A 25,391-nucleotide genomic window follows, 5' to 3' on the forward strand; every position below is an offset into this window, starting at 1 on the left:
TCGTCGCCCTCGAGCACACCCTGCTCACCGTGGTCTGGATCATGCTCACCGACAACGTCGTCTACGACGAACCCGGCCCCGACTACCACCAGCAACGCCACCCCGAACGCACCAAGAACCGCGCCATCTACGACCTACACAAACTCGGATACGACGTCACCATCACACCCCACGGAGCGGCCTGAGCAGCCACCTCACCTAACTCTTCGGATTAGGGAGCGGGGAGGAGCAACGCCGCTCGCACCTCAGGGAGCGGGGAGAAGCAACGCCGCTCGCACCTCCGGGAGCGGGGAGAAGCAAAGCCGCTCGCTCCCGGAGGAGCGAGCGGCTTCGTGATGAACTCGAGTCAGCGCGCGCGGCGCGCGAGACGCTCCGAGTCGGCGATGAGCACGCTCTTGCCCTCGAGGCGCAGCCATCCGCGCTGGGCGAAGTCGGCGAGCGCCTTGTTGACGGTCTCGCGCGATGCGCCGACGAGCTGGGCGATCTCTTCCTGGGTCAGGTCGTGGGTGACGCGCAGCGCGCCGCCCTCCTGGGTGCCGAAGCGCTGCGCAAGCTGCAGGAGCTGCTTGGCGACGCGACCGGGCACGTCGGTGAAGATGAGGTCGGCGAGGTTGTTGTTGGTGCGGCGCAAGCGGCGTGCCAGCACGCGCAGCAGCTGCTCGGCGATCTCCGGACGGTCCTTGATCCACGCCTTCAGCGCGTCACGGTCCATCGACACCGCGCGGACCTCGGTGACTGTCGTCGCCGACGAGGTACGGGGGCCGGGATCGAAGATGGAGAGTTCGCCGAACATGTCGGACGGGCCCATGATCGTCAGCAGGTTCTCGCGTCCGTCGGGCGAGCGTCGGCCGACCTTCACCTTGCCGGACATGATGATGTAGAGCCGATCGCCGGGCTCGCCTTCGTGGAAGATCACGTGTCCGCGAGGGAAGTCGACGGGCTGAAGCTGCTTGGTCAGCGCCGCGACGGCGGAGGGCTCGACGCCCTGGAATATGCCCGCCCGCGCCAGTACTTCTTCCACCTAGGGAACCTTTCTCGAATCTCTCTACAGCCCGCGTCAGATCGCGCCGTTGGCTACGCTACCCCGCGCACAAGCATATGTGTTGGATGGGTCACTGGAAGCTCATTGCGGGTGTGTCCGATTGGCGGAGTGTCGACGCGGTGGTCGGGCGGTACGGAAGCGGGGGTGGCGACGGCCGGTCAGCTGGCCCGCTGCGGCGATTCGGTGTGGCCGGACACCGCTGATTCGTGACGGGTGACCCGTCGGTCGCGGAGTTCGTCGAGCGCGGCCGGCATGCCCTCGCGGGCGAGGGTCTGGACGTTCTGGGCGTCGGCCGAGTCGAGGAAGTCCTCCACCTCATCGCGTGAGACCGCCGAGCGGTCGATCCGGGACTGGACCTTGTCCATGCCCATGGCGAACAACATGAGTACAGCCGGGAACAGCAGCGCCGCGAGACCGTGCATGGGGACAAGTAAACACAATCGACCCGCCCGGAACCGCATCGAGAGGGCCGCCGTCATTGACTTGTTACCTGACCGTAGGTTGCGCGTGAGCACGCCGATGTGGCCGTGACCAGCCCTTCTCCCAGGGCGAACACGCGGTTCTGACCTGCGGTGATGTTCCATTCAGGAGGTGTGTGAGAGTGCTTCGCCCCGTGTCGGGGGCCAGCGGAATCGGGCTTCGCCGTGCGCATCGCTAACCTGAATCAGGTGAGCGCACGCAAGTCTGCGGCCGCGGGACCGACCCCGGCACGCAAGCAGGAGACCCATCTCGGATTGGTCCGGCGCGCTCGGCGGATGAATCGGACCCTCCAGGTCGCCTTCCCGCACGTGTACTGCGAGCTCGACTTCACCGACCCGCTCGAGCTCTCGGTGGCGACGATCCTGTCGGCGCAGTGCACCGATGTGCGCGTGAACATGACCACCCCCGCGCTGTTCGCCAGATACCGGACGGCCGCGGACTATGCCGGGGCGGACCGCACCGAGCTCGAGGAGATGATCCGTCCCACCGGCTTCTACCGGAACAAGGCGAACTCGATCATCGGACTCGGGCAGGCGCTCGTCGAGCGGTTCGACGGGGAGGTCCCGGACAATCTGAAGGATCTGGTGTCGCTGCCCGGGTTCGGGCGCAAGACCGCGAACGTGGTGCTGGGCAACGCCTTCGGTGTGCCCGGCATCACCGTCGACACCCACTTCGGCCGCCTGGTCCGGCGCTGGCAGTGGACCGAGGAGACCGATCCGGTGAAGGTCGAGCACGCCGTCGGCGAGCTGATCGAGCGGCGGGAGTGGACGGATCTGTCGCACCGGGTGATCTTCCACGGCCGACGGGTGTGTCATGCGCGCAAGCCGGCCTGCGGGGTGTGCGTCCTCGCCAAGGACTGTCCGTCGGTGGGCACCGGACCGATGGACAAGGCCGAGGCCGCGGCCCTGGTGAAAGGGCCGGAGACCGAGCATCTCCTCGCGCTGGCCGGGATCGCGGCCCCGTGAGCGAACCAAGCGGGCCGACGTCACCCCGGGGTTCTCGGTTTCCACCTGCCGCGCGGTGGACCGTGGTCTTCGTGGTCGTGATGATCGCGCTGATCGTGGCGATCTGGCCGCGCGGGGACGATCCGTCGCCGATGTCGAGCGCACCGCCCTCGTCGAGTGGAGTCCGCCCGATCGATGCGCCGGTGGACGAGGCGCGTTTGGCGGAGGCGCGCAGCACCGCCGACCTGCCGGACTGCCCGGTCACCGGACTGCCGGAGTCGCCGGACTCCGTCCTCGACGGCGTCGTCGAACCCTGCTTGAGTACCGGAGCGCCCTACGACCTCGGTGCCTCGACGGCCGGCCGACCGCTCGTCATCAACGTCTGGGCGCAGTGGTGCGGTCCGTGCAAGACCGAGCTGCCCTACTTCGAGGAGTTCGCCGCGCGGGCCGGTGACCGGGTCACCGTGCTGGCCCTGCACGCCAAGGAAGGCGGTAGCAACCCGTTCTTCCCGCTGACGCTGCTCACCGAGATCGGAGTCCGCTTGCCGTCCGTGCTCGACCTCGACGGAAAGGTGGCCGCGGCCATCAACGCACCCAGGGTGTTCCCGTCGACCGTCTTCCTTCGACCCGACGGCACGGTCGCCGAGGTCTATCCCGGTGTCTTCGACAGTCCGGAGGAGATCGCCGATTCGGTGGCCGAGCATCTGGGCGTGCGGATATGAGCGGGCGTTCGCGCGCCGATGCGGGACCGCTGGTCCCGAGGGACGAGATCCCGCCGTGGCTGCGGGCGTTGACCGACGATGTCAGCGCCGTCAGGAAAAGCGTCGACAACCGCGGCGGGGATCGATCGCGCTGGGCGTCGATGTTGCCGACCAACTCCCGGTCGGCGGCCGTTCTGATCCTGTTCTCGGGTTCGTGGGAGTCGGCCGACGATCATCCCGGCGGGGTGCCGGCCGACGCCGAGGTCCTGCTGACCGAGCGCGCTCCCACACTTCGCCAGCACAGCGGGCAGGTCGCGTTCCCCGGGGGCGCGGCCGATCCCGGCGACGACTTCCCGGTGGGCACCGCGCTGCGCGAGGCGGCGGAGGAGACCGGCCTCGACGCATCCGGGGTGACGATCCTCGCGACCCTGCCGAGCTTTCCCGTCGGGGTCTCGGGCTTCGACGTCGTCCCGGTGATCGGTTACTGGCACCGCCCGAGCGAGGTGCGCGTCGTCGACCAAGGCGAGACCGCGCGCGTGGACCGGATCAAACTGCGCGAGTTGCTGAACCCGGACAACCGGTTCCAGGTCCGCCGCAAGGCGGTCGGCATCGTCTACAAGGGGCCCGCGTTCTTCGTCGACCAGTTGCTCGTCTGGGGATTCACGGGTGGGCTCATCGCCGCCATCAGCGAGGTGTCCGGCTGGGACCGTCCGTGGGACTCCGCCGACGTTCGTTCGTTGGAGAAGATGATCGAGCTCGCCGGGAGCCGGCAGGAATCCGGGTTCGCGGAGCTGCACCCGGACGACCGCGACGTGGTCGACGCCGGTAACGCCGAGCCCGGAGGTACCCGATGACCGGCTCGACGTGGGTCGACATCATCGTGATCGGCATCGCCCTGCTCGCGGCGGCCAGCGGGTACCGGTCGGGTGCGGTCGCCTCGGCCCTGGCGTTCATCGGAGTCGCACTCGGCGCCGTAGCCGGTCTGCTGCTCGCGCCCCGCCTGATCGAGCAGTTCGACGATCTGCAGGTGCGGGTGCTCGCCGGGATTCTGGTGCTGGTCGTGCTCGTGGTCGTCGGCGAGGTGGCCGGCATGGTTCTGGGACGTGCGGCTCGCGGTGGCATCCGGTCGCCCGGGCTGCGCGCCGTCGACAGCGGAGTCGGCTCGCTCTTGCAGGTGGTCGCGGTGTTGCTGGCCGCGGGCCTGCTGGCGATCCCGCTGCGCGAGTCCGCCGACCCGGCGATCGCCGGGGCGGTTCGGGACTCGAAGGTGCTCACCGGGGTCGACGCGGTGTCGCCGCAGTGGGTCGACGACATCCCGGACGACTTCAAGGCGCTCCTGGACAGTTCGGGACTCCCGAAGCTCCCGTTCGTCAGCACCCCGTCGACGAACGTCGACCCTCCCGATCAGGCGCTGGCCGAACTGCCGGTGGTGACGCAGGCGCGTCCCAGCGTGGTGAAGATCGAGGGCGTGGCACCGAGCTGCCGACAGGCTCTCGAGGGGAGCGGGTTCGTCGTCTCTCCGGAGCGCGTCATGACGAACGCGCACGTGGTCGCGGGCACCGAACGGCTGGAGGTCCAGACCTCGACGGGGGCGCAGCTCCCGGCGCGCGTCGTGCTCTTCGACAGCGAGAACGACATCGCGGTGCTCGACGTCCCGGGCCTCCGGGCGCCGGCCCTGCGGTTCGCCTCACGCCCCGCGTCGACCGGGGACGACGCCATCGCACTCGGTTTCCCCGAGGCCGGACCGTTCTATGTGAGTCCGCTGCGGGTGCGTGCGGTCTTCGCCCACACCGGTGACGACATCTACCGGACCGGGCAGGTGACCCGTGAGGTCTACGCCGTCCGTGGTCTGATTCGGCAGGGCAATTCGGGTGGGCCGCTGCTGAACTCGGACGGCGAGGTGCTCGGTGTGGTCTTCGGCGCGGCCGAGAATGCCGCCGACGAGACCGGTTTCGTGCTCACCGCCCGCCAGGTGCGCTCCGACTTCGACGAATCCGAGCGACGAAGCGAGCGGGTGAGTACGCAACGCTGCGTCCTCGCCTGACCTTGCGGGCCGATCGGCGGGGGACGTCGGCGGTGGGTGCGGGTTCGTGGCGTAGGAACTCGAGGATGTGCTCGGTCACCGTGGCCGGTTGTTCTTGATGGACGAAGTGGCCGCTGCCCTCGACCTGCCGATACGTCTGGTGCGCGGCCCATCGGTGACTGTCGGCAATCGCGTCGTCGAGGATGTACGGGTCGTCGCGGCCTCGGAGGGCCAGCACGGGGAGATGCAGCCGCTGGTCCATCAGTTCCATGAAGCGGGCGCCGTCGGGCCGGAACTGCGAACGGAACGCCCAGCGCCGGTACTCCAGGCTGCAGTGCGCGACGTTGGGGATCAGCATGGCCGACCGGTTGAGTTCGACGGTGTGCGCGTAGTCGGGTTCACCGCGCCAGGGGGCAGACGACCGTTCCGCGAAGTAGTCGGACACGAAGGCCGCGTCGTCGCGGGTGACCTGCCGTTCACCGAGGCGGGGGATCTGGTTGCGCAGGAACAGAGGTAAGAACTGTGCGCGTTGTGCCTTGTCGCGCAACACGCGTCGACGCAGGGCGCGGGGGTGCGGGGACGCGATGACGACGATCCGGTCGACGACGCGTGGGTGCAGCGCGGCGGTCGCCCAGCAGACCAGGCCGCCGTCGGAGTGTCCGATCAGGGTGGCCCGGGTGTGTCCGAACGCGCGGACGAGGCCGTTGGTGTCGCCGGCCAGGGTCCAGCCGTCGTAGCCGCGCGGTGGTTTGTCGGTGTCGCCGTAGCCGCGGAGGTCGACTGCGACGGCGCGAAAGCCGGCGTCGGTGAGCGCGGTCAGCTGATGTCGCCAGCTCCACCAGAACTCGCCGAAACCGTGCAGCAGCAGTACCAGCGGGCGGTCATCGGCGGGAACGCCGGCGGGCTGGACGGCGTGGAAACGGACTCCGTTGGCGCGGACGTCGAGATGCTCCCAATCACCCGGGAGACGAACGGTCGAGGGGTCGGGCTCCTCGCTCACGGATCACCCTTCGCGGGCGGGCGGGATTCTCGGGTGCGTGGTGGTGTCGTGCGCCGCGCCGCGGTGGGGCAGGACGGTCGGCAGTTCGTTGACCGTCTCGATCGTCTTCGCGGGTCCGCGCACGCGTTTGAAGAACAGGTATCCGACGAACGCGGCGATCAGGGTGACCGCCACCAGGATGAGGAACACGATGAGGAACGCCAACCAGCGCCAGACCCACTCGTCGAGCAGTTCGGCGAGGAAGAAAAAGAAGAAGAAGCTCGCGTAGAGCGCCATCACACCGGCGACGATGAGCAGCCCGGTGCCCGCGCCGGCCTTCTTGGCCTCGGTGACCAGCTCGGCCTTGGCGAGCGCGACCTCGGATCGGAACAGGGTGGAGACACTGGCGGTCGCGTCCTTGACCAGGCTTCCGATCGTCGGCTCGCCGTTGCGGCCGGCGTTGGCGTCGGAGAGCGGGATCGACGGGACGGAGTCCCGGCCCGCGTCGGGCAGGCCGTGCTCGTTGGGGCTCACAGAATCCTCCGTTGTTCGGCTGATGGCCATATGTTGCCATGCGCGGGCGGTCCGGGTGGCGAGCCACCCATCGAATGGGGTGGCGAGCCACCCGTCGAATGGGGTGGCGAGCCACCCGTCGAATGGAGTGGCGCGAAGACGGGCAGGGCCTGCCGACCTCAGGTCGGCAGGCCCTGGAGAACTCGAACGGCCTCAGGCCTTCTTCGCGCGGATCGCTTCGAAGACCGAGGGGTCGACGAGGGTGGAGGTGTCGCCGAGTTCGCGGCCTTCGGCGACGTCCTTGAGCAGGCGGCGCATGATCTTGCCCGAGCGTGTCTTGGGCAGTTCGGGGACGACGTTGATCTCGCGGGGTTTGGCGATCGGCGAGATCTCCACCGACACCTGCTGGCGCAGTTCGGCGATCAGCTGGTCGCCGGTGTTCTCCACGCCCTCGCGCAGGATGACGAAGGCGACGATGCCCTGGCCGGTGGTCTCGTCGGCGGCGCCGATGACCGCGGCTTCGGCGACACCGGAGTGCCCGACGAGCGCGGACTCGACCTCGGCGGTGGAGATGCGGTGGCCGGAGACGTTCATGACGTCGTCGACGCGTCCGAGGACCCAGAGTGCGTGGTCCTCGTCGTAGCGGGCGCCGTCGCCGGCGAAGTACCAGCCCTGCTCGGCGAACCGTGACCAGTACGTGTCGCGGAAGCGCTCGTCGTCGCCCCAGATCCCGCGCAGCATCGACGGCCACGGCTGGTCGAGCACGAGGTAGCCCTGCTCACCGGCGCCGACCGGGTTGCCCTGGTCGTCGACGATGTTGGCGCTGATACCGGGCAGGGGTTTCATCGCCGATCCCGGCTTGGTCGCGGTCACGCCGGGCAGCGGCGAGATCATGATGGCGCCGGTCTCGGTCTGCCACCAGGTGTCGACGATGGGCGCGGAGTTGCCGCCGATGACCTCGCGGTACCACTTCCAGGCCTCGGGGTTGATCGGTTCGCCGACGCTGCCGAGCAGCCGGATGCTGGACAGGTCGTGGGCGTCGGGAATCTCCCGTCCCCACTTCATGAAGGTGCGGATCAGGGTCGGCGCGATGTAGTAGATGGTGACGCCGTACTTCTGGATGATCTCGAAGTGGCGGTGTTCGTTGGGGGAGTTGGGGGTTCCCTCGTAGACGACCTCGGTCGCGCCGTTGGAGAGCGGACCGTAGACGAGGTAGGAGTGGCCGGTCACCCAGCCGATGTCGGCGCCACACCAGAAGACATCGCGGCCTTCTTTGTGGTCGAAGACGTAGTGGAACGTGTAGCTGACCTGGGTGAGGTAACCGCCGGAGGAGTGGACGATGCCCTTGGGCTTGCCGGTGGTGCCCGAGGTGTAGAGCAGGAAGAGTGGGTGTTCGGCGTCGAAGGCCTCGGCGTCGTGGGTGTCGGACTGTTCGTCGACGGTGTCTTCCCACCACACGTCGCGGCCTTCGACCCAGTTCAGGTCGGGGTCGTGGTTGGTACGACGCACGACGAGGACCTTCTCGACGGATTTCGCGGCGTCGTCGCCGGTGCCGAGCGCCTCGTCGACCTGGGTCTTCAACGGCGCCGGCTGGCCGCGGCGGTACTGCCCGTCGGTGGTGATGACGAGCTTGGCCTCGGCGTCGTCGACGCGGGAGCGCAGCGCTCCGGAGGAGAAGCCGGCGAAGACCACGGAGTGGGTGAGGCCGAGGCGGGCGCAGGCGAGCATCGAGATCAGGGCCTCGGGGACCATCGGCATGTAGATGGCGACGCGATCGCCGGCGACCAGCCCGATGGACGAGAAGTAGTTGGCGGCCTTGCTGACCTCGGCGAGCAGCTGGCTGTAGGTGAGGTCGCGGGTGTCGCCGGGTTCACCGACCCAGTGGATGGCGACGCGGTCGCCCTTGCCTGCGGCGACGTGCCGATCCACGCAGTTGACCGCGACGTTGAGCTTGCCTCCGACGAACCACTTGGCGAACGGGGCGTCGGACCAGTCGAGGGTGGTGGTGAACTCGGTGGCCCAGTCCAGCCGCCGGGCCTGCTCGGCCCAGAACTCGAGGCGGTCGGCATCGGCATGGTCATACATCTCGGCGGTGCCGTTGGCCTGGGCGGCGAACTCGTCGGAGGGAGGAAATGCCTGGACGGTGGAGGACATCGGTGACAAGGGCCTTTCGCTGTCGACGGCGGTCACTCAACAGTAGGGTGACCTGGCGTCAGAACGGGCAATCAGTGTGAGCGTAGTCACGTCGCGGTCTAGGCTGGAACCGTCCGGTATGTGAGCGCGGCCGATTGGCGACGAACGGCGGGTAAGCGGCGACGAGCGGTCGGGATGCCCTCTGGACCGCGCCGACGTCGGGAGCGATGCGTTTCAGTCAGTCAACTGACGAACACCGTGAACAATTTCAGGTGCGCATTATCTGAAACGGCGACTAACAATGGATCATCGGCGCCCATTCGGCTGACACCGTGGGTGTCCGAATCCGTAGCCCTGATCGACCGAACCGAGGGCGACCTGGTGAGCGGTCCGCGGCCGCAACTATCGTCGGTGCGTGACCACCGACCCACTGTTGCCCCTGCTGGAGCTGCCCGGCGTCGCCGCCGCCGCCGATCGAGCACGGGATGCCCTCTCCGCAGTGCACCGGCACCCCGCCAACCTGCGAGGATGGGACAAGACCGCCACCGAGGCGTCGTGGCGGGCGGGTCGGTCCTCGGCCGCGATCGACGGCGGAAGTGTCGAGCTCCGACGTGATGGCGACTTCGACGACCCGATTTTGGCCGGCGCGATGCGGGTGTCGCAGGCCCTCGACGGCGATTCGCTGGTCACACTCACCTCGGTGATCCGCCGGGCTCCCGCGCAGGCGCTGGCGAGGTTGCACACCCTCGCCGCCGCGGACCTCGTCGACGACCCGGAAGATCTCGGGCGGCCCCGGCGTGGGACGGATGTCGCCGAACGTCTCAACTTGTTGGGGCAGTTGACAACCGGCGCCACCTCGGTCCCGGCGCCGGTGCTCGTGGCGGTGGTGCACGGCGAGCTGCTGGCGGTGGACGCTTTCCCCGCTGCCAACGGTGTCGTCGCTCGTGCCGCGTCTCGGCTCGTCGGCGCCGCGACCGGGCTGGACCCGCACTGCCTCGGCGTGCCGGAGGTGACCTGGTTCAAGCGGGTCGGCGAGTATCGCACGTTGGCTACGAACTTCGGGGCTGGTACCGAGTCGGGCCTGCGGGACTGGATCATCTTCTGCTGCGAGGCTCTGGAAGCCGGTGCGGCCGAGGCGAAGTCGATTGCGGACGCGGCCCGGTCGGGTTAGTCTCGCGAGGTCTCGAACCCGGCCCGGACAGCACTGCGGGCGGCCGCCGGCGTCGTAAACGACGCGGTTGCCGCCCGCGTAGCACGGACTCAAGTTACCAAGCGTGCTTGGTGGGTTGTGGTCACCGCCTCGGCGATTGATCGCGAGTCGGGATTACTGACCGTCCACGTGCTGCCAGCTGTGGGCCATTCCTCTCGGGCCTGGCGCCTCACGAGAGGAAGGCGGTGGCGCATCGAGTGGTGGCGGTCGGTCGTCCTGACTGTGATGTCGCAGGCGCACAACACTTTTGCCATATGCGGCGTGCTCCGCGTGGGTGCTTGCCGCCCGTGCTGGGAAGTGCTCGGCGTGGGGGTCCGTTCCTTCTCTTCCGGATCGAACTTGGCCTTCCGAGATTCCGTAACCACTGTTCTACACCGTGACGCCGATCACATCAAGCGTTCGGCGTCGGAATGTTGAACAACTTGCGGATGGCGACGAATAACTCTGTGACGCAGCATCTTCGACGGAATTTGCCGGCGGTTCGGGGGTGGTGGGTGTCCGGTCAGGGCATTCGGCGGCCTCGAGCGGGAACGTTGCAAAGACGTTGCGCGATTCGCGGACCTGAATCGCGATTCCCGAATGGGCGCCCGGAACGGGCGTCGCATTCGATCTCCTGGTTACTCCGCAGTAGAACGGACATTAGTGAATAGGATTGTTGTGCTTGCAAATAATCCAAACCCGTGTGTATAGTCATCGGTACCCGGTTCTCATACCGGTGCGTTTCAGCCCGACCCCCCGGGGCTGAAACGTGACGACCCCGGCCTCCTCCCCCCCCTGGCCGGGGTTGTCCTCTGTCTGGGGTCTGTTGTATCCCGAGATCCCGCCGGTTGCGCGAGTTTGTCCACAGCCTTCGTCGCCATCCCCAACCGCCCGCGATCCCGCCCGTCGGAACGCTCATCTGCCGGATGATCGGCCGCATGCCCGATGAACTCCTGGTTCTCGTAGACCCCGACCTCCACGACGACGTCGCACGCTGCGCCGCCGCAGCCGGATACCACGTGCTCAGCGCGCCGGCGGACGACTGCCGTCGCGAATGGCTGACCGCCCGGGCCGTCGCGGCCGACCCGTCCGCGATCGCCGTTCTCGCCCGGGTGCGCCCACCTCGGCGACCCGGTCTCGTACTGGTGAGTGCGACCGAACCGGGAGCACACATCTGGCGGATGGCGATGGAACTGGGTATCGAGGACGCGTCGACGCTCCCGGCCGACGAAGGACGCCTCGTCCGGGTACTGACGGAGTGCCGGGTGCCCAGACGCCGACCTGCGGGGGTCGTGGCGCTCATCGGTGCTCACGGTGGTGCCGGGGCGTCGACCCTGGCCGCGGCGGTTGCGCTGACGTCGGCAGGTGCCGAGTCGCCCACGCTTCTGCTCGACCTCGACGACATGGGCGCCGGAGCCGATCTCCTGCTGGGCATCGAGCGCCGCCGCGGGCTGCGGTGGCAGGATCTCTCGCTCGACGGCGGCGTCGTCGGCGGTACGGCGCTCCACCAGGCGCTGCCGAACGCGGGCGAGGGCCTGGCGGTGTTGACCTCACAACGCCTGCCGAGCGCCGGGTTGAGTGTCGACGCGGTCACCGCGGTCATCGACGCCGGGCACACTCATGGTGATCTCGTCGTGCTCGACCTGCCCAGGTCCGACGCGCCGGTGGTGCGCGCCGCGATCGCGTCGTCCGATGTCGTGGTGGTGGTGACCACACTCACCGTCGGCGGATGCGCCGCGGCTCGACGCATCGTCGACCGTGTCGTCGGTGACGAGGTGGCCGTCGAGCTGGTGGTGCGCGGCCCGTCGCCCGGCGGGTTGCGTCCGCAACAGGTCGCGGATGCCATCGGACTCCCACTGCTCGCCGCCTATCGGCCGGAGCCCCGTCTCGCGGGGCGGCTGGAGGGTGGTCCGTTGCGGTTGCGGCCTCGCAGTCCGCTCGGACGCGCGGCGCACACCGTGCACGCCAGGGTCGCCGAGCGCCGCCAGCGTGCGTCGTGACCCAGGCGCGAATCGACGGACCGGCCGACGAGGCGCTGTTGGACCGGGTTCGCTCGCGACTGGCCGCCGACGCGGCCGACCCGAGTCCGGCCGTCATCGCCGACGCGATCCGCGCCGAGGCCGGGGGAGTGCTGGGTGACACCGACCTGCTCGCCGCTCTCCGCTTCCTGCAGACCGAGCTGACCGGGGCGGGCAAGCTCGAGCAACTCCTCGCCGAACCCGACATCGCCGACATCCTGGTCGCCGGTCCCGACGAGGTCTGGGTCGACCGCGGATCCGGGCTCGAGCAGACGACGATCCGCTTCCCGGACGAGGCGTCGGTACGCCGCCTCGCGGGTCGGCTGGCCCTGGGCGCCGGGCGGCGGCTCGACGACGCCCAGCCCTGGGTCGACGGGCAGTTGTCGAACGTCGGTCGGCGCGGATACACCGTGCGGCTGCACGCGATCATCCCGCCGCTTGCCGCGGACGGGACATGTATCTCCTTGCGGGTCCTGCGTTCGGCGTCCAAGGATCTGCCCAGCCTCGTCGAGAGCGGCGCGATCCCGTCCGAGGTGGTGCCGATCATCGAGGACATCCTCCGGAACCGCCTGGCATTCCTGGTGATCGGCGGTACCGGGACCGGCAAGACGACCCTGCTCAACGCATTGATCGGAGCGATGGATCCGCGCGAGCGGGTCGTCTGCGTCGAAGATGCGCTCGAACTGGCCCCGCGCCATCCGCAGGTGGTGAGGTTGGTCGCGCGCGCGTCGAATGTCGAAGGCGTGGGCGAGGTGCCGGTGCGGACCCTGGTCCGTCAGGCACTTCGGATGAGACCCGACCGGATCATCGTCGGAGAGGTTCGCGGCGGTGAGGTCATCGACCTCCTCACCGCGCTGAACACCGGGCACGACGGGAGTGCCGGCACGGTCCACGCGAACTCGACGTCGGAGGTGCCGGCGCGGATGGAGGCCCTCGCCGCCCTCGGAGGCATGGCCCGCGACGCTCTTCACAGTCAGCTGGGTGCCGCACTGCAGGTGGTGCTAGGCGTGGCGCGCAACGCGGGCGGGACCCGCGGACTCGCCGAGATCGGGGTCGTCCGGCGTGACGACGCCGGACGCGTGACGATCGTGCCGATCTGGTTGCGGAACAGCGGTTTCACGGCGGAGCGCGATCACTTCGACCGGTTGGTCGCCGGGCGTGGGCCGGTGTCGGGGGACCGACGATGATGTCGACGCCGGTCGCCGCCGCGCTGGTCCTGGGAGCCGTCGGAATCGCGGTGCCGCTGTCGGCCGCGCCGCGAGCGAGAAGCCGACTCCAGACGGTGTCCGAACAACCCCGCCCCGCCCGGAGATCGGCACCGGCCGTGCTGATCCCGATGACGGTCCCGTTCGGGGCGCTCCTGGTCGGCGGGTTGCCGGCCGCCGTCGCTGCCGCGATCGTCGTGACGGTCGTGCTGTGGGTACGTCGGCGGCGGTCGGCGGAGAAGCGCCTCGACCGCCAGTCGGATGACTTGCTCCTGGGGCTGTCGCTGATGATCGCCGAACTGTCGGTGGGTGCGCCACCGGTCCGGGCCTGTGAGGTCGCGGTCGCCGAACTCCGTCGTCGCGAGCCCCATGACCCGGCCACCGGAGCGGAGATCGCGAACGGGTTGGAGTCGATGGCGTTCCGGGCCGCCCTGGGCGGGTCGGTGATCGACCCGGTGTCCGGGGCCGGCCTGGCGGGCAGGGTCTCGGGCGAGGCGTCCTGGCGTCGTATCGGCGTGGCCTGGCAGATCGCCGAGGACCGCGGCCTGCCGATGGTCGACCTGCTCGGTGCGGTGCGTTCGGATCTTCAGGCGCGGCGTGGCTTCGCGGATCGGACGCGAGCCGGACTGTCGGGACCGCGGGCGACGGCGGCGGTCCTCGCCGGTCTGCCATTACTCGGGATCGCCCTGGGTCAGGCGACCGGTGCGGGTCCGATCCAGGTCCTCCTCGGCGGTGGCCTGGGTGGGATCCTGCTGGTGGTCGGGTGCGCTCTGGTCGCCGCGGGGATCGGTTGGTCCGAGCGCATCACCGGCAAGGTGCTGGCACGTTGATCTCCGGCGGCCTCACCGGTACGGCGTGTTCGGCGGTGCTGCTCGCGGCCGCGCTGTGGATCTGGCCTGCGCCGCGCTGGCTGCTCTATCGGGTGACCGATCCGCCACCGCCCGATCGCACGCCGCGGTGGCTTGGTGCCGGCCCTTCCGCCGACGATCCGTTCGCGGTCGCGGCGGCCTTCGATCTGTTCGCGGTGTGCCTACGCGCCGGTCTGCCGGTGGGGACCGCGGCCTCGGTGGTCGCCGAACGCGCGCCGGCGTCGATGGCGGCGCCCCTCGCTCACGTCGCCGACCTGCTGCAGCTGGGCGCCGATCCGGACGCGGCATGGTCGGCCCTGCTCGACGGACCGGACGGCGAGACGTCGGACGACCATCTCGATGCACTCGCCGCGATGGCGCGCCGGTCGGCGCGGGCCGGCTCGTCGCTGGCCGGCGGCCTCGCCGAACTCGCCGATGATGTTCGACGCCGGGCGCACGACGACGCACTCGCCGCCGCCGAACGGGCCGGTGTCGCGATCAGCGGCCCGCTCGGACTGTGCTTCCTGCCCGCGTTCATCTGTCTCGGGATCGTCCCGGTCGTCGTCGGGCTCGCCTCGTCGGTTCTGGGTTCGATCTGACGTGCTTGTCGGTGCGACGACGCAGAATGTTCTCCATGACCGACTCCGGGCACCGACACCATGCCATCGACTACATCGAACTCACCGTCACCGACTCGGCCGCGACGCAGGCGTTCTACGCAGCTGCGTTCGGCTGGCAGTTCAACGACTACGGTCCCGCATACGCGGGGATCGCGAATCCGGGCGGCCCGGACCTGCCCGAGGTCGGGGGTCTCGCGACGAGCGAGGTCGCGGCCGTACGCGGTGGTCCCCTGGTGCTGCTCTACTCCGACGATCTCGACGCCTCAGTGGAGCGGGTGCGCGCGGCGGGTGGCGAGATCGTGAACGGCCCCTATGCTTTCCCCGGTGGTCGTAGGTTCCACTTCACCGATCCCAGCGGCAACGAACTCGGGGTGTGGTCGACCTCGTAACTGACGATCGTCCGGGTTTGCGCCGGAACGGCATGGTCGGCAAATCCGAGGGATCCGAACGGCGACGCGCTGCGTCCAAGTACGTGCAACACCGTTCACTCGGTTCCATCGACTCCCAGGAGAGACCATGTCACGCACCATGTTCCGGACCCACGACGCCACCCAGGCCGCGGCGCCGCACGATCGAAGCGATGTGATCGGACGTCTCGGCGCGCACATGACGCGCCTGATGACCGACGAGGAAGGCATGTCCACTGCGGAGTATGCGATCGGCACCATCGCCGCGGCGGCGTTCGGGGCGATCCTCTACACGGTGGTCACCGGTGACAACATCGTGAGTGCCCTGACGGGCATCATCGGAAAGGCGCTCAACACCTCGGTCGGTTGATGAACCGCCGAAAGTGGCTGCGACGCCTGCTCGCCGACGAATCAGGCATGGTGACGGTCGAGGCCGCGTACGCGATCGCCGCGATCGTCGTCATGGTGCTCATCGCCGTGGGTGCGGTCGCCGCGGTGACCACCCAGATCCGCTGTACCGATGCGGCGCGCGAGGTGGCTCGCCTGTCCGCTGCGGGTGATGCTTCGGGGCGCGAGGTCGCGCAACGGCTGGTCGGAGACGGTGCGCGCGTGTCGATCTCGGATGCGGACGATCGGGTCGTCGTGGTCGAGGTCCGATCGGGTGTGGCGATGCTGCCGGGTCTCACGGTGTCGGCCCGGGCGGTCGCGGCCAAGGAGCCGACAGGTGCGGATCAGGTGGTGTTCGCGCCGGGGGTGGGGCCATGACGCGCCGTCGTGGGCTGATCGCCGACGACGACGGTCACGCAACGGTGTTGGGCGCATTCGTGATCGCGGCGCTGGCTGCGGTTCTCGTGATGGTGATCTATGTCGGGGCAGCGGTGCTCGCCCGCCACCGCGCCCAGTCGGCGGCCGATCTGTCCGCTCTGGCCGCGGCGATCGAGCATGCCGCGGGTGAGCCGAATCCATGCGCGGCGGCACGAGATCTGAGCCGCCGACAGGACTCGGGGGCCGAGCTCGTGGAGTGCCGTACCGCCGGAGACGATGTGGTGGTGACGGTTCGGGTGCCGGTGGCACTCGGGAGCTTCGGGACGAGCGACGCCACCGCCCAGGCGCGCGCGGGACCGGTGGACTGACCCCGTGCCGAAGGGCGGCCCTACCCGAGACCGTCGGATTCGACGGAGATCCGCTTGGGGTACACCCGGATGGACTGCATGGGCGCGAACCACAATTGGTGGAAGTGCACGTCGGTGTCGCCGCGATAGGCGAGTTCGAGCGCATCGGTCCCGGTGTTCAGCGGAATCCACGATCGGGCGGCCCGGACGAACGACGACCAGTGGATGAGTTCCCCCTCGGTGAGGAAACCGCCTGCTGCTGCCCAGGTTTCACCGGAGTGGGCATCGGTGGACGCCAGATAGACCTCACCGAGGGAGGCGGTGACCCGCGGACCGACCATCGCCGTCTGCAGATACCACTGTGCCGTGGTCACGACATCGGTGAAACCTCCGGAACGGGCCGCGCACCAGGCGTAGTGGAGGTCCAGGGCGTCGAGCGCCTCGTCTTCGGAGAAGAACACGTCGCGCTCGCCGATGGACGACGGCAACTGGTCGGTGTTCTGCGTCGGGCGGGCGAGCAGGAAGAAGGCACGAGAGGGTCGGGTGACCTGACGATACGTGTGGGTCCCCCGGTCGGATGCCTCGTCATGCATGGGCCAAGTATTCCCGACGGAGAAGATCCAGGACGGCTACTGCGCCATTCTTGTCGAGCGGATCGTTACCGTTGCCGCATTTGGGACTCTGCACGCAGGACGGGCAACCGCTCTCACAACCGCAGCTGGCCACGGCGTCTCGGGTGGCGTCGATCCAGGTCAGGAACGCCGAATGCCCGCGTTCGGCGAAACCGGCACCGCCCATGTACCCGTCGTAGACGAAGACCGTCGGCAGACCGGTGTCCGGGTGGAGGTCGGTCGAGAGTCCACCGATGTCCCACCTGTCGCAGGTCGCAACCAGAGGGAGGAGGCCGATGGCCGCGTGTTCCGCGGCGTGCAACGAACCGGGCAACCGGGTCTCGTCGACACCGGCGTCGGCGAGTGCCTCCGGTGTGAGGGTGTACATCACGGCGCGGGTGCTCAGGGTCTGCTCGGGCATGTCGAGCTCGACGGCGTCGAGCACCTCTCCGGTGCGCAACGTGCGCAGGTAACCGACGACCTGATGGGTGACGTCGACCTCCACGAATGCGACCGTCAGCGGGCCGAATCGCCGGCTCGCGAGCGTCGCGGTGATGCTGATGTCCGTCGTCTCCCGCGCCGACGTCGTCCAGTCCGGGTCCTCCGGATGCGCCAGCGCGAGACCGTCGTCGAGATCGAGCTCGTCGACGAGATAGGTCTCGCCCTGGTGAATGTGGACGGCGCCGGGGTGCACCGTCGACATGGCCCGGCCGGTGTCGACGGTACCGAGCAGCTGCGACGTCGTGGTGTCGACGATCAGGACCTGCCCGCCGATGCCGCCGCGGATGTCGACGTCGGCGTGGGGTTCGGTTCCGGCCGTGACGTACCAGCCGGACTTACGTTTGCGCAGCAGGCCGTCGGCGGCCAGGTCCTGCGCCACGTCGCGGGCGTTCCAGGCGTCGATCTCGCTGTCCGACAGCGGTTTCTCCATGGCGGCGCACAGCAGGTGCGGACCGAGGATGTACGGGTTGGCGGGGTCGGTGACCGTGGCCTCGACGGGTTTGCCGAGGAGTGACTCCGGATGATGCACGAGGTAGGTGTCGAGCGGGTCGTCGCGGGCGACGAGCACGACGAGTGAGTCGCCGGACTCGCGCTGGCGTCCCGCGCGCCCGGCCTGCTGCCAGAACGAGGCGACCGTTCCGGGGTACCCGCTGACGATCACGGCGTCGAGTCCGCTGATGTCCACGCCGAGTTCGAGCGCATTGGTGGTGGCCACGCCCAGCAGTTCGCCGTCGGAGATGGCCTTCTCCAGACGTCGCCGATCGTCGGCCAGGTATCCCGCCCGGTACGCGCCGATCCGGGACTCGAGCTCGGGGGCGCTCTGTGACAACAGGTGTCGCGCGCCGAGTGCGGTCAGTTCGACGCCCCGCCGGCTCCGGGCGAAACACAGTGTACGAGCACCTTCCACCACGAAATCGGCCAGCAGTCGGGCGGATTCAGCGCCGGCCGAGCGTCGGACGGGTGCACCGTTCTCGCCGGTGACCACCGGCAGGAAATCGGGCTCCCAGAGGGCGACGGTCCGCTCCCCGCGGGGAGATGCGTCCTCGGTCACCGCGACGGCCGGTTCACCGATCAACCGGCCCAGCGCCTCGGCCGGTTCGGCGACCGTCGCACTCGCGCCGATGACGACCGGATCGGCACCGGCGGCCCGCGCGATCCGCAGCAGACGCCGCATCACCAGGGCGGTGTGAGACCCGAACACGCCTCGGTAGTGGTGACATTCGTCGACGACGATGAACCGCAGATGCCGGAAGAACTGACGCCATCGGTGGTGATGGGACAGGATGCCGATGTGCAGCATGTCGGGGTTGGTGAAGATCCAGCGCGAATGGGCGCGCGCCCACTGCCGGATCTCGGGGTCGGTGTCGCCGTCGTATGCGCACGGCTGGAGGTGCCCGAACTCCGGTCGCCCGGCGATGATCGAGGACACCGCCCGGATCTGGTCGGCCCCGAGAGCTTTTGTCGGCGCGAGGTATAACGCGGTCGCATTCTTTTCGTTCAGAAAAGAAGTGAGAATGGGCATTTGATACGACATCGATTTGCCCGATGCGGTCCCGGTGCAAATAGCCACATGATTGCCGCGGAATGCGGCGTCGGCCGCGCGCGCCTGGTGAGTCCACACCTTCTCGATGCCGTTGTCGGCGTAGGCGTCGATCAGGGGCTGCGGCACCCACTCCGGCCAGGCGTCGAAAGATGGTGAGCGCGATGGGATTACCGAGAGGTGGGTGAGCGGGGAGGGGTCGGCGTCGGACCCCGCGAGGGTGCGGGCCAACAGGCCTGTCCCGAATGTGGAGTACTGCATCTTCTGGTGAGAACTCTTCGAAATAGTGTTGCAGCGACGGGTCTCCGACCTGCGTCGATGTTACCGGCTGGTGTCGTTGGTCTGAAGTTTGACGAGGTTTTGACTCACTTTGGTTCGTGTGACTATCGCTGGGGGGCCGAACATGATTGACTGGTTCCGGCCGCAGCTTTCGCGACCCACCGCCCGGTGGGCGACAAGCATGTTGCAGCCGTGGTACTGAGGTTAGTTTGGCGGATCGATGCAGATCTTCGCGGGGCTCTTTGAGGTATGGCGGTCGACCGGCCACGACACGATGACCCATCGTGTCGCGACAGTTGATATGTAAAGGATTGCAAGAATGGCACAGGGAACTGTGAAGTGGTTCAACGCGGAAAAGGGCTTCGGCTTCATCGCGCCTGATGAGGGTTCCGACGACGTGTTCGTCCACTATTCCGAGATCCAGGGATCCGGTTTCCGCACCCTCGAGGAGAACCAGCGGGTCGAGTTCGAGGTCGGTCAGGGCACCAAGGGGCCGCAGGCCACCGGCGTCCGCGCTGTCTGAGAAGACCCGCGTGTGACTGCACCAAGCAGTCGGGGCAAACCACCGCTCCCGTTTCGATTCGTCGAGGCGGGAGCGGTTTGTTGTCTGGCTCCCGTTCCGCAGCGCTCCGCGCGTCGCGAACGCGCCACCTGAACCGCCCACCTATTTCCGAGACACAGCACTAGTCTCGAATCGTGGGCCAGTTGTCGTTTTTCTCCGCGGAGACCGAACAGCCCGCGTACGCCGACCTCGCGGGGCTGCTCGCGGCGCACGGACAGGCCGTCCGCTCCGAAACCGGTACGCGGGTCTCGATCGTGGTCGCCGACCGCTGGCGGGTAGAGCAGATCGTCGTCGAGATGCGTGCGGCCGGCCTCGAAGCCGAGTCGACGGTCTCGGACGAGGGCACGCCGCTGGCCCGGACCGCGCCCTGCCATGAACTCGATCCCCTGCACGCGGCCTGGTCCGCGGGAGCGGTCAAGGCGATGCCCCCCGGCTGGGTTCCGAGTTTCCGGGCCCTGCGCCTGTGGGTGATCGCCGCCGGTCACTCGGATGCCGGCCGCTACCAGCTCGGATTGGATCCCCACGCTCCGGAGTCGCACGCGGCACTCGCCACGGCGCTGATGCGGGTCGGCATCGCACCAACCCTCGTCGGTACGCGCGGGCATTCCCCGGCCCTGCGGATCGCAGGCCACCGGCGCCTGTCCCGGTTGCACGAGTACGTCGGCGTCCCGCCCTGTGCCGAGGCCGTCGCCGACTGGCCTCCGGTCGACGAGCATTAGTCATCCCGCATTCGAGCCGTTGAGCTGCTACAACGGGTCGGAACGGTGTCGGATCGGTCACCTCGCCGGGTCCGAGACGGAATTCAGATGTGCAAACGGCGCTATACATAAGGTACAAACCCATCGAACACACCTGAACTGACACGCAGGAACGTTCTCCACCCAGTCAACCGAAGGACGCCCCGGTGGCAGAGACCAGCACCGCATCCCGCTCGAACAGGGGTATTCGACGCCTCGTGATCGTCGAGTCCCCGACCAAGGCCCGCAAGATCGCCGGGTACCTGGGGGCGAACTATGTGGTGGAGTCCTCCCGAGGGCACATCCGCGACCTCCCGCGCGGTGCCGCCGACGTGCCGGCCAAGTACAAGGGGCAGTCCTGGGCACGTCTCGGCGTGAACGTCGACGAGAACTTCGAGCCGCTGTACGTGGTGTCGCCTGACAAGAAGTCGACCGTCAGCGAACTCAAGTCGCTGATGAAGGACGTCGACGAGCTCTACCTCGCCACCGACGGTGACCGCGAGGGGGAGGCGATCGCCTGGCATCTCCTCGAGACCCTCAAGCCGAAGATCCCCGTCAAGCGCATGGTGTTCCACGAGATCACCGAGCCGGCCATCCGGGCGGCTGCCGAGAACCCGCGTGACCTCGACATCGACCTCGTCGACGCGCAGGAGACCCGACGCATCCTCGACCGCCTCTACGGCTACGAGGTGTCGCCGGTGCTGTGGAAGAAGGTCATGCCGAAGCTGTCGGCGGGCCGTGTGCAGTCGGTGGCGACGCGCATCATCGTCGAGCGGGAGCGCGAGCGCATGGCGTTCGTGTCGGCCGAGTACTGGGATATCTCCGCGACGATGGACGCGAGCGCGGAGAGTGTGGACAGCTCCAATCCGCAGACCTTCAAGGCGCGGCTGGTCAACGTCGACGAAGCCCGGGTCGCCACGGGACGCGACTTCGAGTCGACGGGTGTCCTGAAGAGGTCCGACGGCGTCATCGTGCTCGACGCCGACCGCGCCGAGAGTCTGGCCACCGGCCTGCGAGGCGCGGGGATGACCGTCACCTCGGTCGAGGAGAAGCCCTACACGCGCCGTCCGTACGCGCCGTTCATGACCTCGACGCTGCAGCAGGAGGCCGGCCGCAAGTTGCGGTTCACCTCCGACCGCACGATGCGGATCGCGCAGCGGTTGTACGAGAACGGCTTCATCACCTACATGCGTACCGACTCGACGAGCCTCAGCGAGTCGGCGATCAACGCCGCCCGCGCCCAGGCCCGCGAGCTCTACGGCGACAACTTCGTCCACCCGACGCCGCGCCAGTACACCCGCAAGGTCAAGAACGCCCAGGAAGCACACGAGGCGATCCGACCCGCCGGTGAGACCTTCCGTACTCCCGGCCAGGTCGCCGGACAACTCGAGGCCGATGAGTTCCGCCTGTACGAACTGATCTGGCAACGCACGGTCGCATCGCAAATGGCCGACGCCAAGGGCACCACGCTGAGCCTGCGTATCGCCGGTACCGCCTCTTCCGGCGAGCGCTGCACCTTCGCCGCGTCAGGTCGCACGATCACCTTCCCGGGCTTCCTGTCGGCCTACGTGGAGACGGTCGACGAGCTCAGCGGCGGCCAGGCCGACGACGCCGAGAACCGGTTGCCGCAGCTCACCGAGGGGCAGTCGCTGACGGCCACCGACCTGACCGCAGACGGTCACTCCACCAACCCGCCGGCGCGCTTCACCGAGGCGTCGCTGGTGAAGGTGCTCGAGGAACTCGGGATCGGCCGACCGTCGACGTATGCGTCGATCATCGGCACCATCCAGGACCGCGGGTACGTGGTCAAGAAGGGCAACGCCCTGGTGCCGTCGTGGATCGCGTTCGCGGTCGTCGGTCTGCTGGAGGCGTACTTTCAGAGCCTCGTCGACTACGACTTCACCGCGACCCTCGAAGACGACCTCGATCAGATCGCGACGGGCAACGAGAACCGCACGAAGTGGCTGTCGGAGTTCTACTTCGGCGACGACCATTCCGGTGCCGACGGTGAAACCCGTTCCGCCCATTCGGCAATCGCGCAATACGGCGGTCTGAAGAAGCTCGTCGGTGTCAATCTCGAGGAGATCGACGCACGGCAGGTCAACTCCATCCGTCTATTCAACGACGAAGAGGGCCGCCCGATCTACGTGCGGGTCGGCCGTTACGGGCCGTATCTCGAGCGCAATGTCGCCGCGGACGGTGCGGACGAGGATCTGCAGCGCGCCAACCTGCCCGCCGACATCACCCCGGACGAGTTGACCCTCGCAGTCGCCGAAAAGCTCTTCGCGACACCGCAAGAGGGGCGTTCGCTCGGTACGGACCCCGCCACCGGTCACGAAATCGTCGCCAAGGAAGGACGTTTCGGTCCGTACGTGACCGAGGTCCTGCCGTCGGACGACGATGACGACGACGGGGACACGCCCGCAACCATTCCCGCGGGCCCGACGCCGCGTGACGGCGGGTCGGGTGGCGGTACCGGAGGTTCGGACACCGCCGACGGCGACGTCGTCCCGCTCGACTCGCCCGGCGGGGGCACGGCCACCAAGACAAAGCCGGCGGTGAAGAAGACCGCGAAGAAGGCGGCGAAGAAGGCCGGTCCCAAGCCGCGTACGGGCTCGCTGTTCAAGACGATGGACATCTCGACGGTCACGCTCGAGGACGCGCTGAAGCTGCTGTCGCTGCCGCGCGTCGTCGGCGTCGACCCGGAGTCGGGCGACGAGATCACCGCGCAGAACGGCCGGTACGGCCCGTATCTCAAGAAGGGCTCGGACTCGCGGTCCCTCGGCACCGAGGAGCAGCTCTTCGAGATCACCCTCGACGAGGCGCTGAAGATCTACTCGGAGCCCAAGCGTCGCGGTCGTCAGGCCGCCGCGCCGCCGCTGCGTGAGCTCGGCAAGGACGACGAGGTCAGCGGCAAACCGATGGTCATCAAGGACGGTCGGTTCGGACCGTACGTGACGGACGGCGAGACCAACGCCAGCCTGCGCAAGGGCGACGAGGTCGCCTCGATCACGCCGGAGCGCGCGATGGAGTTGCTCGCCGATCGTCGGGCTCGTGGCCCGGCCAAAAAGACCACGAAGAAGGCGGCGGCGAAGAAGGCCCCCGCCAAGAAGACAGCGGCCAAGAAGACGGCGGCGAAGAAGACCGCAGCCAAGAAGACGACGGCGAAGAAGACCGCAGCCAAGAAGTCGACCGCCAAGAAGACGGCGGCCAAGAAGGCGACGCCGGACGCCGAGTAGGAGCGCCCGGAGCTTGCGGAGGGCGCCACCTTCGCTCCCTGAGGAGCGCCCGGAGCTTGCGGAGGGCGCCACCTTCGCTCCCTGAGGAGCGCCCGGAGCTTGCGGAGGGCGCGTCACGAAGGGTCACTCGCCTCCGCGCCGCCGTTCCGGGTAGCTCAGTCCCGCCGGTCCGGCTCGAGGTGCGGCCGCGCGAGGAGCGTCTCGATCCCGCGGCCGCGGAGTTCGACGCCCTCGCCGATCTCCCAGTGCTCGGCTTCCTCGTGAGATGCCAGGAACACCGCGCGTGCGGACCCGAGGACGCGGGTGGGTTCGTCCTTCGCGAGCTCGGTGAGGCGGGCCGCCTCGTTGACCGGGTCGCCGATGACGGTGTACTCGAGTCGCTGTTCGGCGCCGATGTGACCGGCGATGGCCTTGCCGGCCGACACCCCGATGCCGATGTCGGTGTCACCGAGGGTCTCGTAGAGCTCGGCCCGCAGCTCGCGCGCGGACGCGAGTGCCCGGCCGGCGAAGTCGTCGAGGTCGAGCGGCGCCCCGAAGATCGCCAACGCCGCGTCACCCTGGAACTTGTTGACGAACCCGCCGTGGCGTCCGACGACGCCGACGACGACCCGGAAGAACTCGTTGAGCAGTTCGACGATCTCGCGGGGCGGCCGATTTACCGCCAGGCGCGTCGAGCCGACGATGTCGACGAACAGGACGCCGACGTAGCGTTCCTCGCCACCGAGTTCGGTGCCGGTCTCGATGGCCCGCCGCGCGACGTCCTCACCGACGTAGCGGCCGAACAGGTTGCGCAGCTGCTGGCGTTCGCGCAGGTCGGCGACCATGTCGTTGAATCCGGCCTGCAGCAGGCCGAGATCACTGCCGTCGTAGATCTTCACCGCGACGTTGAGGTCGCCCTCGCTGACCTTGGACTGCGCGCGCCGCAGCTGCTTGATCGGGTCGTTGATGGCGGCGACAACGCGCACGATCGCGATCACGCTGAACGCGAGCGCCGAGATCGCCATCCACAGGATCGGCCGCTCCAGGCCGGTGGAGTCGGCCTCGATGATGCCGAGCCGGTGCAGCACGATCATCCCGATGATCACCAGCATCGGGGCGACCACGCTGATCACCCAGAACGCGGTGATGCGGGTGGTGACACTGGGCGCGATGGCATTGTCGGGATTGTTGGCCATCGCCGCGACCGTGATCGGCCGCATGACCTTCTCCGCCTGCATGTAGCTGAGCGCACACGTGACCATCGCGCCGATCGTGCTGGCGATCGCGACGATGAAGGCGTTCTTCGACGACACGGTCAGGTTGACGAGCGTGAACAGCGTGCCGCCCACGACCCACAGCGCGGCGTTGACCGCGGTCAGCAGCATCGGTAGCGCGAGGGCGCGGCGTCGTGCGGCCTCGTTGTCGAGTCGGGTGCGACGCCGATGCCAGATGAGCACGGGTAGCGACAACTGGATGCTGGCGAAGCCGCCGATGACCATCGCGATCAACAGGTAGGCCGCGAAGATGACCTGGTTCAGCGCGGTGATCTCGTCGAGGCTGATCGAATCCTGGATCGGCATGCCGAAGCGCAGGAACGCGAAGGTGAACAGTGCACCCACGAGGTTCGCCCGCAGCATGTCCAGCGCGAGAATCGGCCACGGCGTATGAATGAGCCATCGGGCCAGATGCAGGCCCTTTGACCACCGCGACCGTTGTTGAACCACGGAGA

Annotated in this window: 24 protein-coding genes and 1 pseudogene; 17 read left to right on the top strand and 8 right to left on the bottom strand. The window is 68.3% G+C overall.

Annotated elements, in window-relative coordinates:
* A pseudogene (locus tag JW364_RS16665) lies at positions 1–185 on the top strand (IS110 family transposase); the annotation flags it as partial.
* Positions 186–346: 161 nt separating this feature from the next.
* On the opposite strand, the gene JW364_RS16670 reads toward JW364_RS16665, so the two are convergent.
* Together JW364_RS16670 and JW364_RS16675 are read right to left on the bottom strand one after the other, a co-directional pair.
* Entirely contained in the window at positions 347–1,021 is a 675-nt protein-coding gene (locus JW364_RS16670) for a Crp/Fnr family transcriptional regulator (RefSeq protein WP_004022089.1), read from the bottom strand.
* A 179-nt stretch (positions 1,022–1,200) separates the two neighbouring features.
* Positions 1,201–1,464, bottom strand: coding sequence for a hypothetical protein (locus tag JW364_RS16675; RefSeq protein WP_058251089.1), 264 nt, complete (start codon positions 1,462–1,464; stop codon positions 1,201–1,203).
* Positions 1,465–1,797: 333 nt separating this feature from the next.
* Between JW364_RS16675 and nth the strand changes: the two genes are divergently transcribed.
* From nth to JW364_RS16695, 4 genes are all read left to right on the top strand, one after another.
* On the top strand, positions 1,798–2,487 hold the full coding sequence (gene nth, locus JW364_RS16680; RefSeq protein WP_226514344.1) for an endonuclease III: 690 nt from the start codon (positions 1,798–1,800) through the stop codon (positions 2,485–2,487).
* Positions 2,488–2,567: 80 nt separating this feature from the next.
* Positions 2,568–3,188 (top strand): TlpA disulfide reductase family protein, encoded by a 621-nt coding sequence (locus JW364_RS16685; RefSeq protein WP_240199209.1) that lies wholly within the window; start codon positions 2,568–2,570, stop codon positions 3,186–3,188.
* Entirely contained in the window at positions 3,185–4,021 is an 837-nt protein-coding gene (locus JW364_RS16690; protein WP_065630681.1) for a CoA pyrophosphatase, read from the top strand. Before JW364_RS16685 ends, JW364_RS16690 begins: the two co-directional genes overlap by 4 nt.
* The gene (locus tag JW364_RS16695) at positions 4,018–5,211 is read left to right on the top strand and encodes a MarP family serine protease (protein ID WP_065630682.1); all 1,194 of its coding nucleotides are present in this window, start codon (positions 4,018–4,020) and stop codon (positions 5,209–5,211) included. The genes JW364_RS16690 and JW364_RS16695 overlap by 4 nt, the downstream gene beginning before the upstream one ends.
* Here the strand turns inward: JW364_RS16695 and JW364_RS16700 are convergent.
* From JW364_RS16700 to acs, 3 genes are all read right to left on the bottom strand, one after another.
* Complete coding sequence (locus JW364_RS16700; RefSeq protein WP_065630683.1) at positions 5,126–6,190, bottom strand: alpha/beta fold hydrolase; 1,065 nt, start codon at positions 6,188–6,190, stop codon at positions 5,126–5,128. The genes JW364_RS16695 and JW364_RS16700 overlap by 86 nt on opposite strands.
* A 3-nt stretch (positions 6,191–6,193) precedes the next feature.
* Positions 6,194–6,703: a phage holin family protein gene (locus JW364_RS16705; protein ID WP_065630684.1), complete on the bottom strand. Its 510-nt coding sequence runs from the start codon at positions 6,701–6,703 to the stop codon at positions 6,194–6,196.
* Between the two features lie 192 nt (positions 6,704–6,895).
* Positions 6,896–8,836 (bottom strand): acetate--CoA ligase, encoded by a 1,941-nt coding sequence (gene acs / locus JW364_RS16710; RefSeq protein ID WP_205333172.1) that lies wholly within the window; start codon positions 8,834–8,836, stop codon positions 6,896–6,898.
* Between the two features lie 394 nt (positions 8,837–9,230).
* Between acs and JW364_RS16715 the strand changes: the two genes are divergently transcribed.
* The 9 genes from JW364_RS16715 to JW364_RS16755 all read left to right on the top strand — a co-directional run bounded on the left by JW364_RS16715 (position 9,231) and on the right by JW364_RS16755 (position 16,235).
* Complete coding sequence (locus JW364_RS16715; protein ID WP_068970208.1) at positions 9,231–9,986, top strand: oxidoreductase; 756 nt, start codon at positions 9,231–9,233, stop codon at positions 9,984–9,986.
* Between the two features lie 956 nt (positions 9,987–10,942).
* Positions 10,943–12,004 (top strand): septum site-determining protein Ssd, encoded by a 1,062-nt coding sequence (gene ssd / locus JW364_RS16720; RefSeq protein ID WP_065630697.1) that lies wholly within the window; start codon positions 10,943–10,945, stop codon positions 12,002–12,004.
* Positions 12,001–13,209: a TadA family conjugal transfer-associated ATPase gene (locus tag JW364_RS16725; RefSeq protein WP_159369934.1), complete on the top strand. Its 1,209-nt coding sequence runs from the start codon at positions 12,001–12,003 to the stop codon at positions 13,207–13,209. Before ssd ends, JW364_RS16725 begins: the two co-directional genes overlap by 4 nt.
* The gene (locus JW364_RS16730) at positions 13,206–14,057 is read left to right on the top strand and encodes a type II secretion system F family protein (protein WP_165630698.1); all 852 of its coding nucleotides are present in this window, start codon (positions 13,206–13,208) and stop codon (positions 14,055–14,057) included. Before JW364_RS16725 ends, JW364_RS16730 begins: the two co-directional genes overlap by 4 nt.
* Entirely contained in the window at positions 14,057–14,674 is a 618-nt protein-coding gene (locus JW364_RS16735; protein ID WP_159371800.1) for a type II secretion system F family protein, read from the top strand. Before JW364_RS16730 ends, JW364_RS16735 begins: the two co-directional genes overlap by 1 nt.
* Positions 14,675–14,709: 35 nt before the next feature.
* Positions 14,710–15,084, top strand: a complete 375-nt coding sequence (locus JW364_RS16740) for a VOC family protein (protein WP_159369935.1) — start codon at positions 14,710–14,712, stop codon at positions 15,082–15,084.
* Between the two features lie 127 nt (positions 15,085–15,211).
* Positions 15,212–15,472: a DUF4244 domain-containing protein gene (locus tag JW364_RS16745; protein WP_078111772.1), complete on the top strand. Its 261-nt coding sequence runs from the start codon at positions 15,212–15,214 to the stop codon at positions 15,470–15,472.
* Positions 15,472–15,867, top strand: a complete 396-nt coding sequence (locus JW364_RS16750; RefSeq protein WP_065630535.1) for a TadE family type IV pilus minor pilin — start codon at positions 15,472–15,474, stop codon at positions 15,865–15,867. The genes JW364_RS16745 and JW364_RS16750 overlap by 1 nt, the downstream gene beginning before the upstream one ends.
* The gene (locus tag JW364_RS16755; protein ID WP_065630534.1) at positions 15,864–16,235 is read left to right on the top strand and encodes an Rv3654c family TadE-like protein; all 372 of its coding nucleotides are present in this window, start codon (positions 15,864–15,866) and stop codon (positions 16,233–16,235) included. Before JW364_RS16750 ends, JW364_RS16755 begins: the two co-directional genes overlap by 4 nt.
* A 20-nt stretch (positions 16,236–16,255) precedes the next feature.
* Here the strand turns inward: JW364_RS16755 and JW364_RS16760 are convergent, their stop codons facing one another.
* Positions 16,256–16,807: a hypothetical protein gene (locus JW364_RS16760; RefSeq protein WP_065630533.1), complete on the bottom strand. Its 552-nt coding sequence runs from the start codon at positions 16,805–16,807 to the stop codon at positions 16,256–16,258.
* Positions 16,800–19,127, bottom strand: a complete 2,328-nt coding sequence (locus JW364_RS16765; RefSeq protein WP_159369948.1) for a DEAD/DEAH box helicase — start codon at positions 19,125–19,127, stop codon at positions 16,800–16,802. Before JW364_RS16765 ends, JW364_RS16760 begins: the two co-directional genes overlap by 8 nt.
* 337 nt (positions 19,128–19,464) lie before the next feature.
* Here JW364_RS16765 and JW364_RS16770 point away from each other — a divergent pair, with 337 nt between their 5' ends.
* From JW364_RS16770 to topA, 3 genes are all read left to right on the top strand, one after another.
* Positions 19,465–19,668, top strand: a complete 204-nt coding sequence (locus JW364_RS16770; RefSeq protein ID WP_004022110.1) for a cold-shock protein — start codon at positions 19,465–19,467, stop codon at positions 19,666–19,668.
* 173 nt (positions 19,669–19,841) lie between these two features.
* On the top strand, positions 19,842–20,426 hold the full coding sequence (locus JW364_RS16775; RefSeq protein ID WP_068970204.1) for a hypothetical protein: 585 nt from the start codon (positions 19,842–19,844) through the stop codon (positions 20,424–20,426).
* A 185-nt stretch (positions 20,427–20,611) separates the two neighbouring features.
* Positions 20,612–23,683 carry a type I DNA topoisomerase gene (gene topA, locus JW364_RS16780; protein WP_205333173.1) on the top strand — a complete coding sequence of 1,024 codons (3,072 nt, stop codon included), beginning with the start codon at positions 20,612–20,614 and terminating at the stop codon, positions 23,681–23,683.
* A 155-nt stretch (positions 23,684–23,838) separates the two neighbouring features.
* Here the strand turns inward: topA and JW364_RS16785 are convergent, their stop codons facing one another.
* Positions 23,839–25,299, bottom strand: a complete 1,461-nt coding sequence (locus tag JW364_RS16785; RefSeq protein ID WP_078111767.1) for an adenylate/guanylate cyclase domain-containing protein — start codon at positions 25,297–25,299, stop codon at positions 23,839–23,841.
* Positions 25,300–25,391: the final 92 nt, after the last annotated feature.

The organism is Gordonia sp. BP-119 (assembly GCF_016924115.1).
Taxonomy (GTDB): domain Bacteria; phylum Actinomycetota; class Actinomycetes; order Mycobacteriales; family Mycobacteriaceae; genus Gordonia; species Gordonia hongkongensis.

Bases quoted from the DNA above. Each gene is read 5' to 3' on its own strand.
- JW364_RS16695 (WP_065630682.1), top strand. From the start codon at position 4,018: ATGACCGGCTCGACGTGGGTCGACATCATCGTGATCGGCATCGCCCTG.
- JW364_RS16760 (WP_065630533.1), bottom strand. From the start codon at position 16,807: ATGCATGACGAGGCATCCGACCGGGGGACCCACACGTATCGTCAGGTC.
- JW364_RS16745 (WP_078111772.1), top strand. From the start codon at position 15,212: ATGTCACGCACCATGTTCCGGACCCACGACGCCACCCAGGCCGCGGCG.
- JW364_RS16685 (WP_240199209.1), top strand. From the start codon at position 2,568: ATGATCGCGCTGATCGTGGCGATCTGGCCGCGCGGGGACGATCCGTCG.
- JW364_RS16675 (WP_058251089.1), bottom strand. From the start codon at position 1,464: ATGCACGGTCTCGCGGCGCTGCTGTTCCCGGCTGTACTCATGTTGTTC.
- nth (WP_226514344.1), top strand. From the start codon at position 1,798: ATGAATCGGACCCTCCAGGTCGCCTTCCCGCACGTGTACTGCGAGCTC.
- JW364_RS16770 (WP_004022110.1), top strand. From the start codon at position 19,465: ATGGCACAGGGAACTGTGAAGTGGTTCAACGCGGAAAAGGGCTTCGGC.
- JW364_RS16755 (WP_065630534.1), top strand. From the start codon at position 15,864: ATGACGCGCCGTCGTGGGCTGATCGCCGACGACGACGGTCACGCAACG.
- acs (WP_205333172.1), bottom strand. From the start codon at position 8,836: ATGTCCTCCACCGTCCAGGCATTTCCTCCCTCCGACGAGTTCGCCGCC.
- JW364_RS16730 (WP_165630698.1), top strand. From the start codon at position 13,206: ATGATGTCGACGCCGGTCGCCGCCGCGCTGGTCCTGGGAGCCGTCGGA.
- JW364_RS16740 (WP_159369935.1), top strand. From the start codon at position 14,710: ATGACCGACTCCGGGCACCGACACCATGCCATCGACTACATCGAACTC.
- JW364_RS16785 (WP_078111767.1), bottom strand. From the start codon at position 25,299: ATGCTGCGGGCGAACCTCGTGGGTGCACTGTTCACCTTCGCGTTCCTG.
- JW364_RS16765 (WP_159369948.1), bottom strand. From the start codon at position 19,127: ATGCAGTACTCCACATTCGGGACAGGCCTGTTGGCCCGCACCCTCGCG.
- JW364_RS16750 (WP_065630535.1), top strand. From the start codon at position 15,472: ATGAACCGCCGAAAGTGGCTGCGACGCCTGCTCGCCGACGAATCAGGC.
- ssd (WP_065630697.1), top strand. From the start codon at position 10,943: ATGCCCGATGAACTCCTGGTTCTCGTAGACCCCGACCTCCACGACGAC.
- JW364_RS16690 (WP_065630681.1), top strand. From the start codon at position 3,185: ATGAGCGGGCGTTCGCGCGCCGATGCGGGACCGCTGGTCCCGAGGGAC.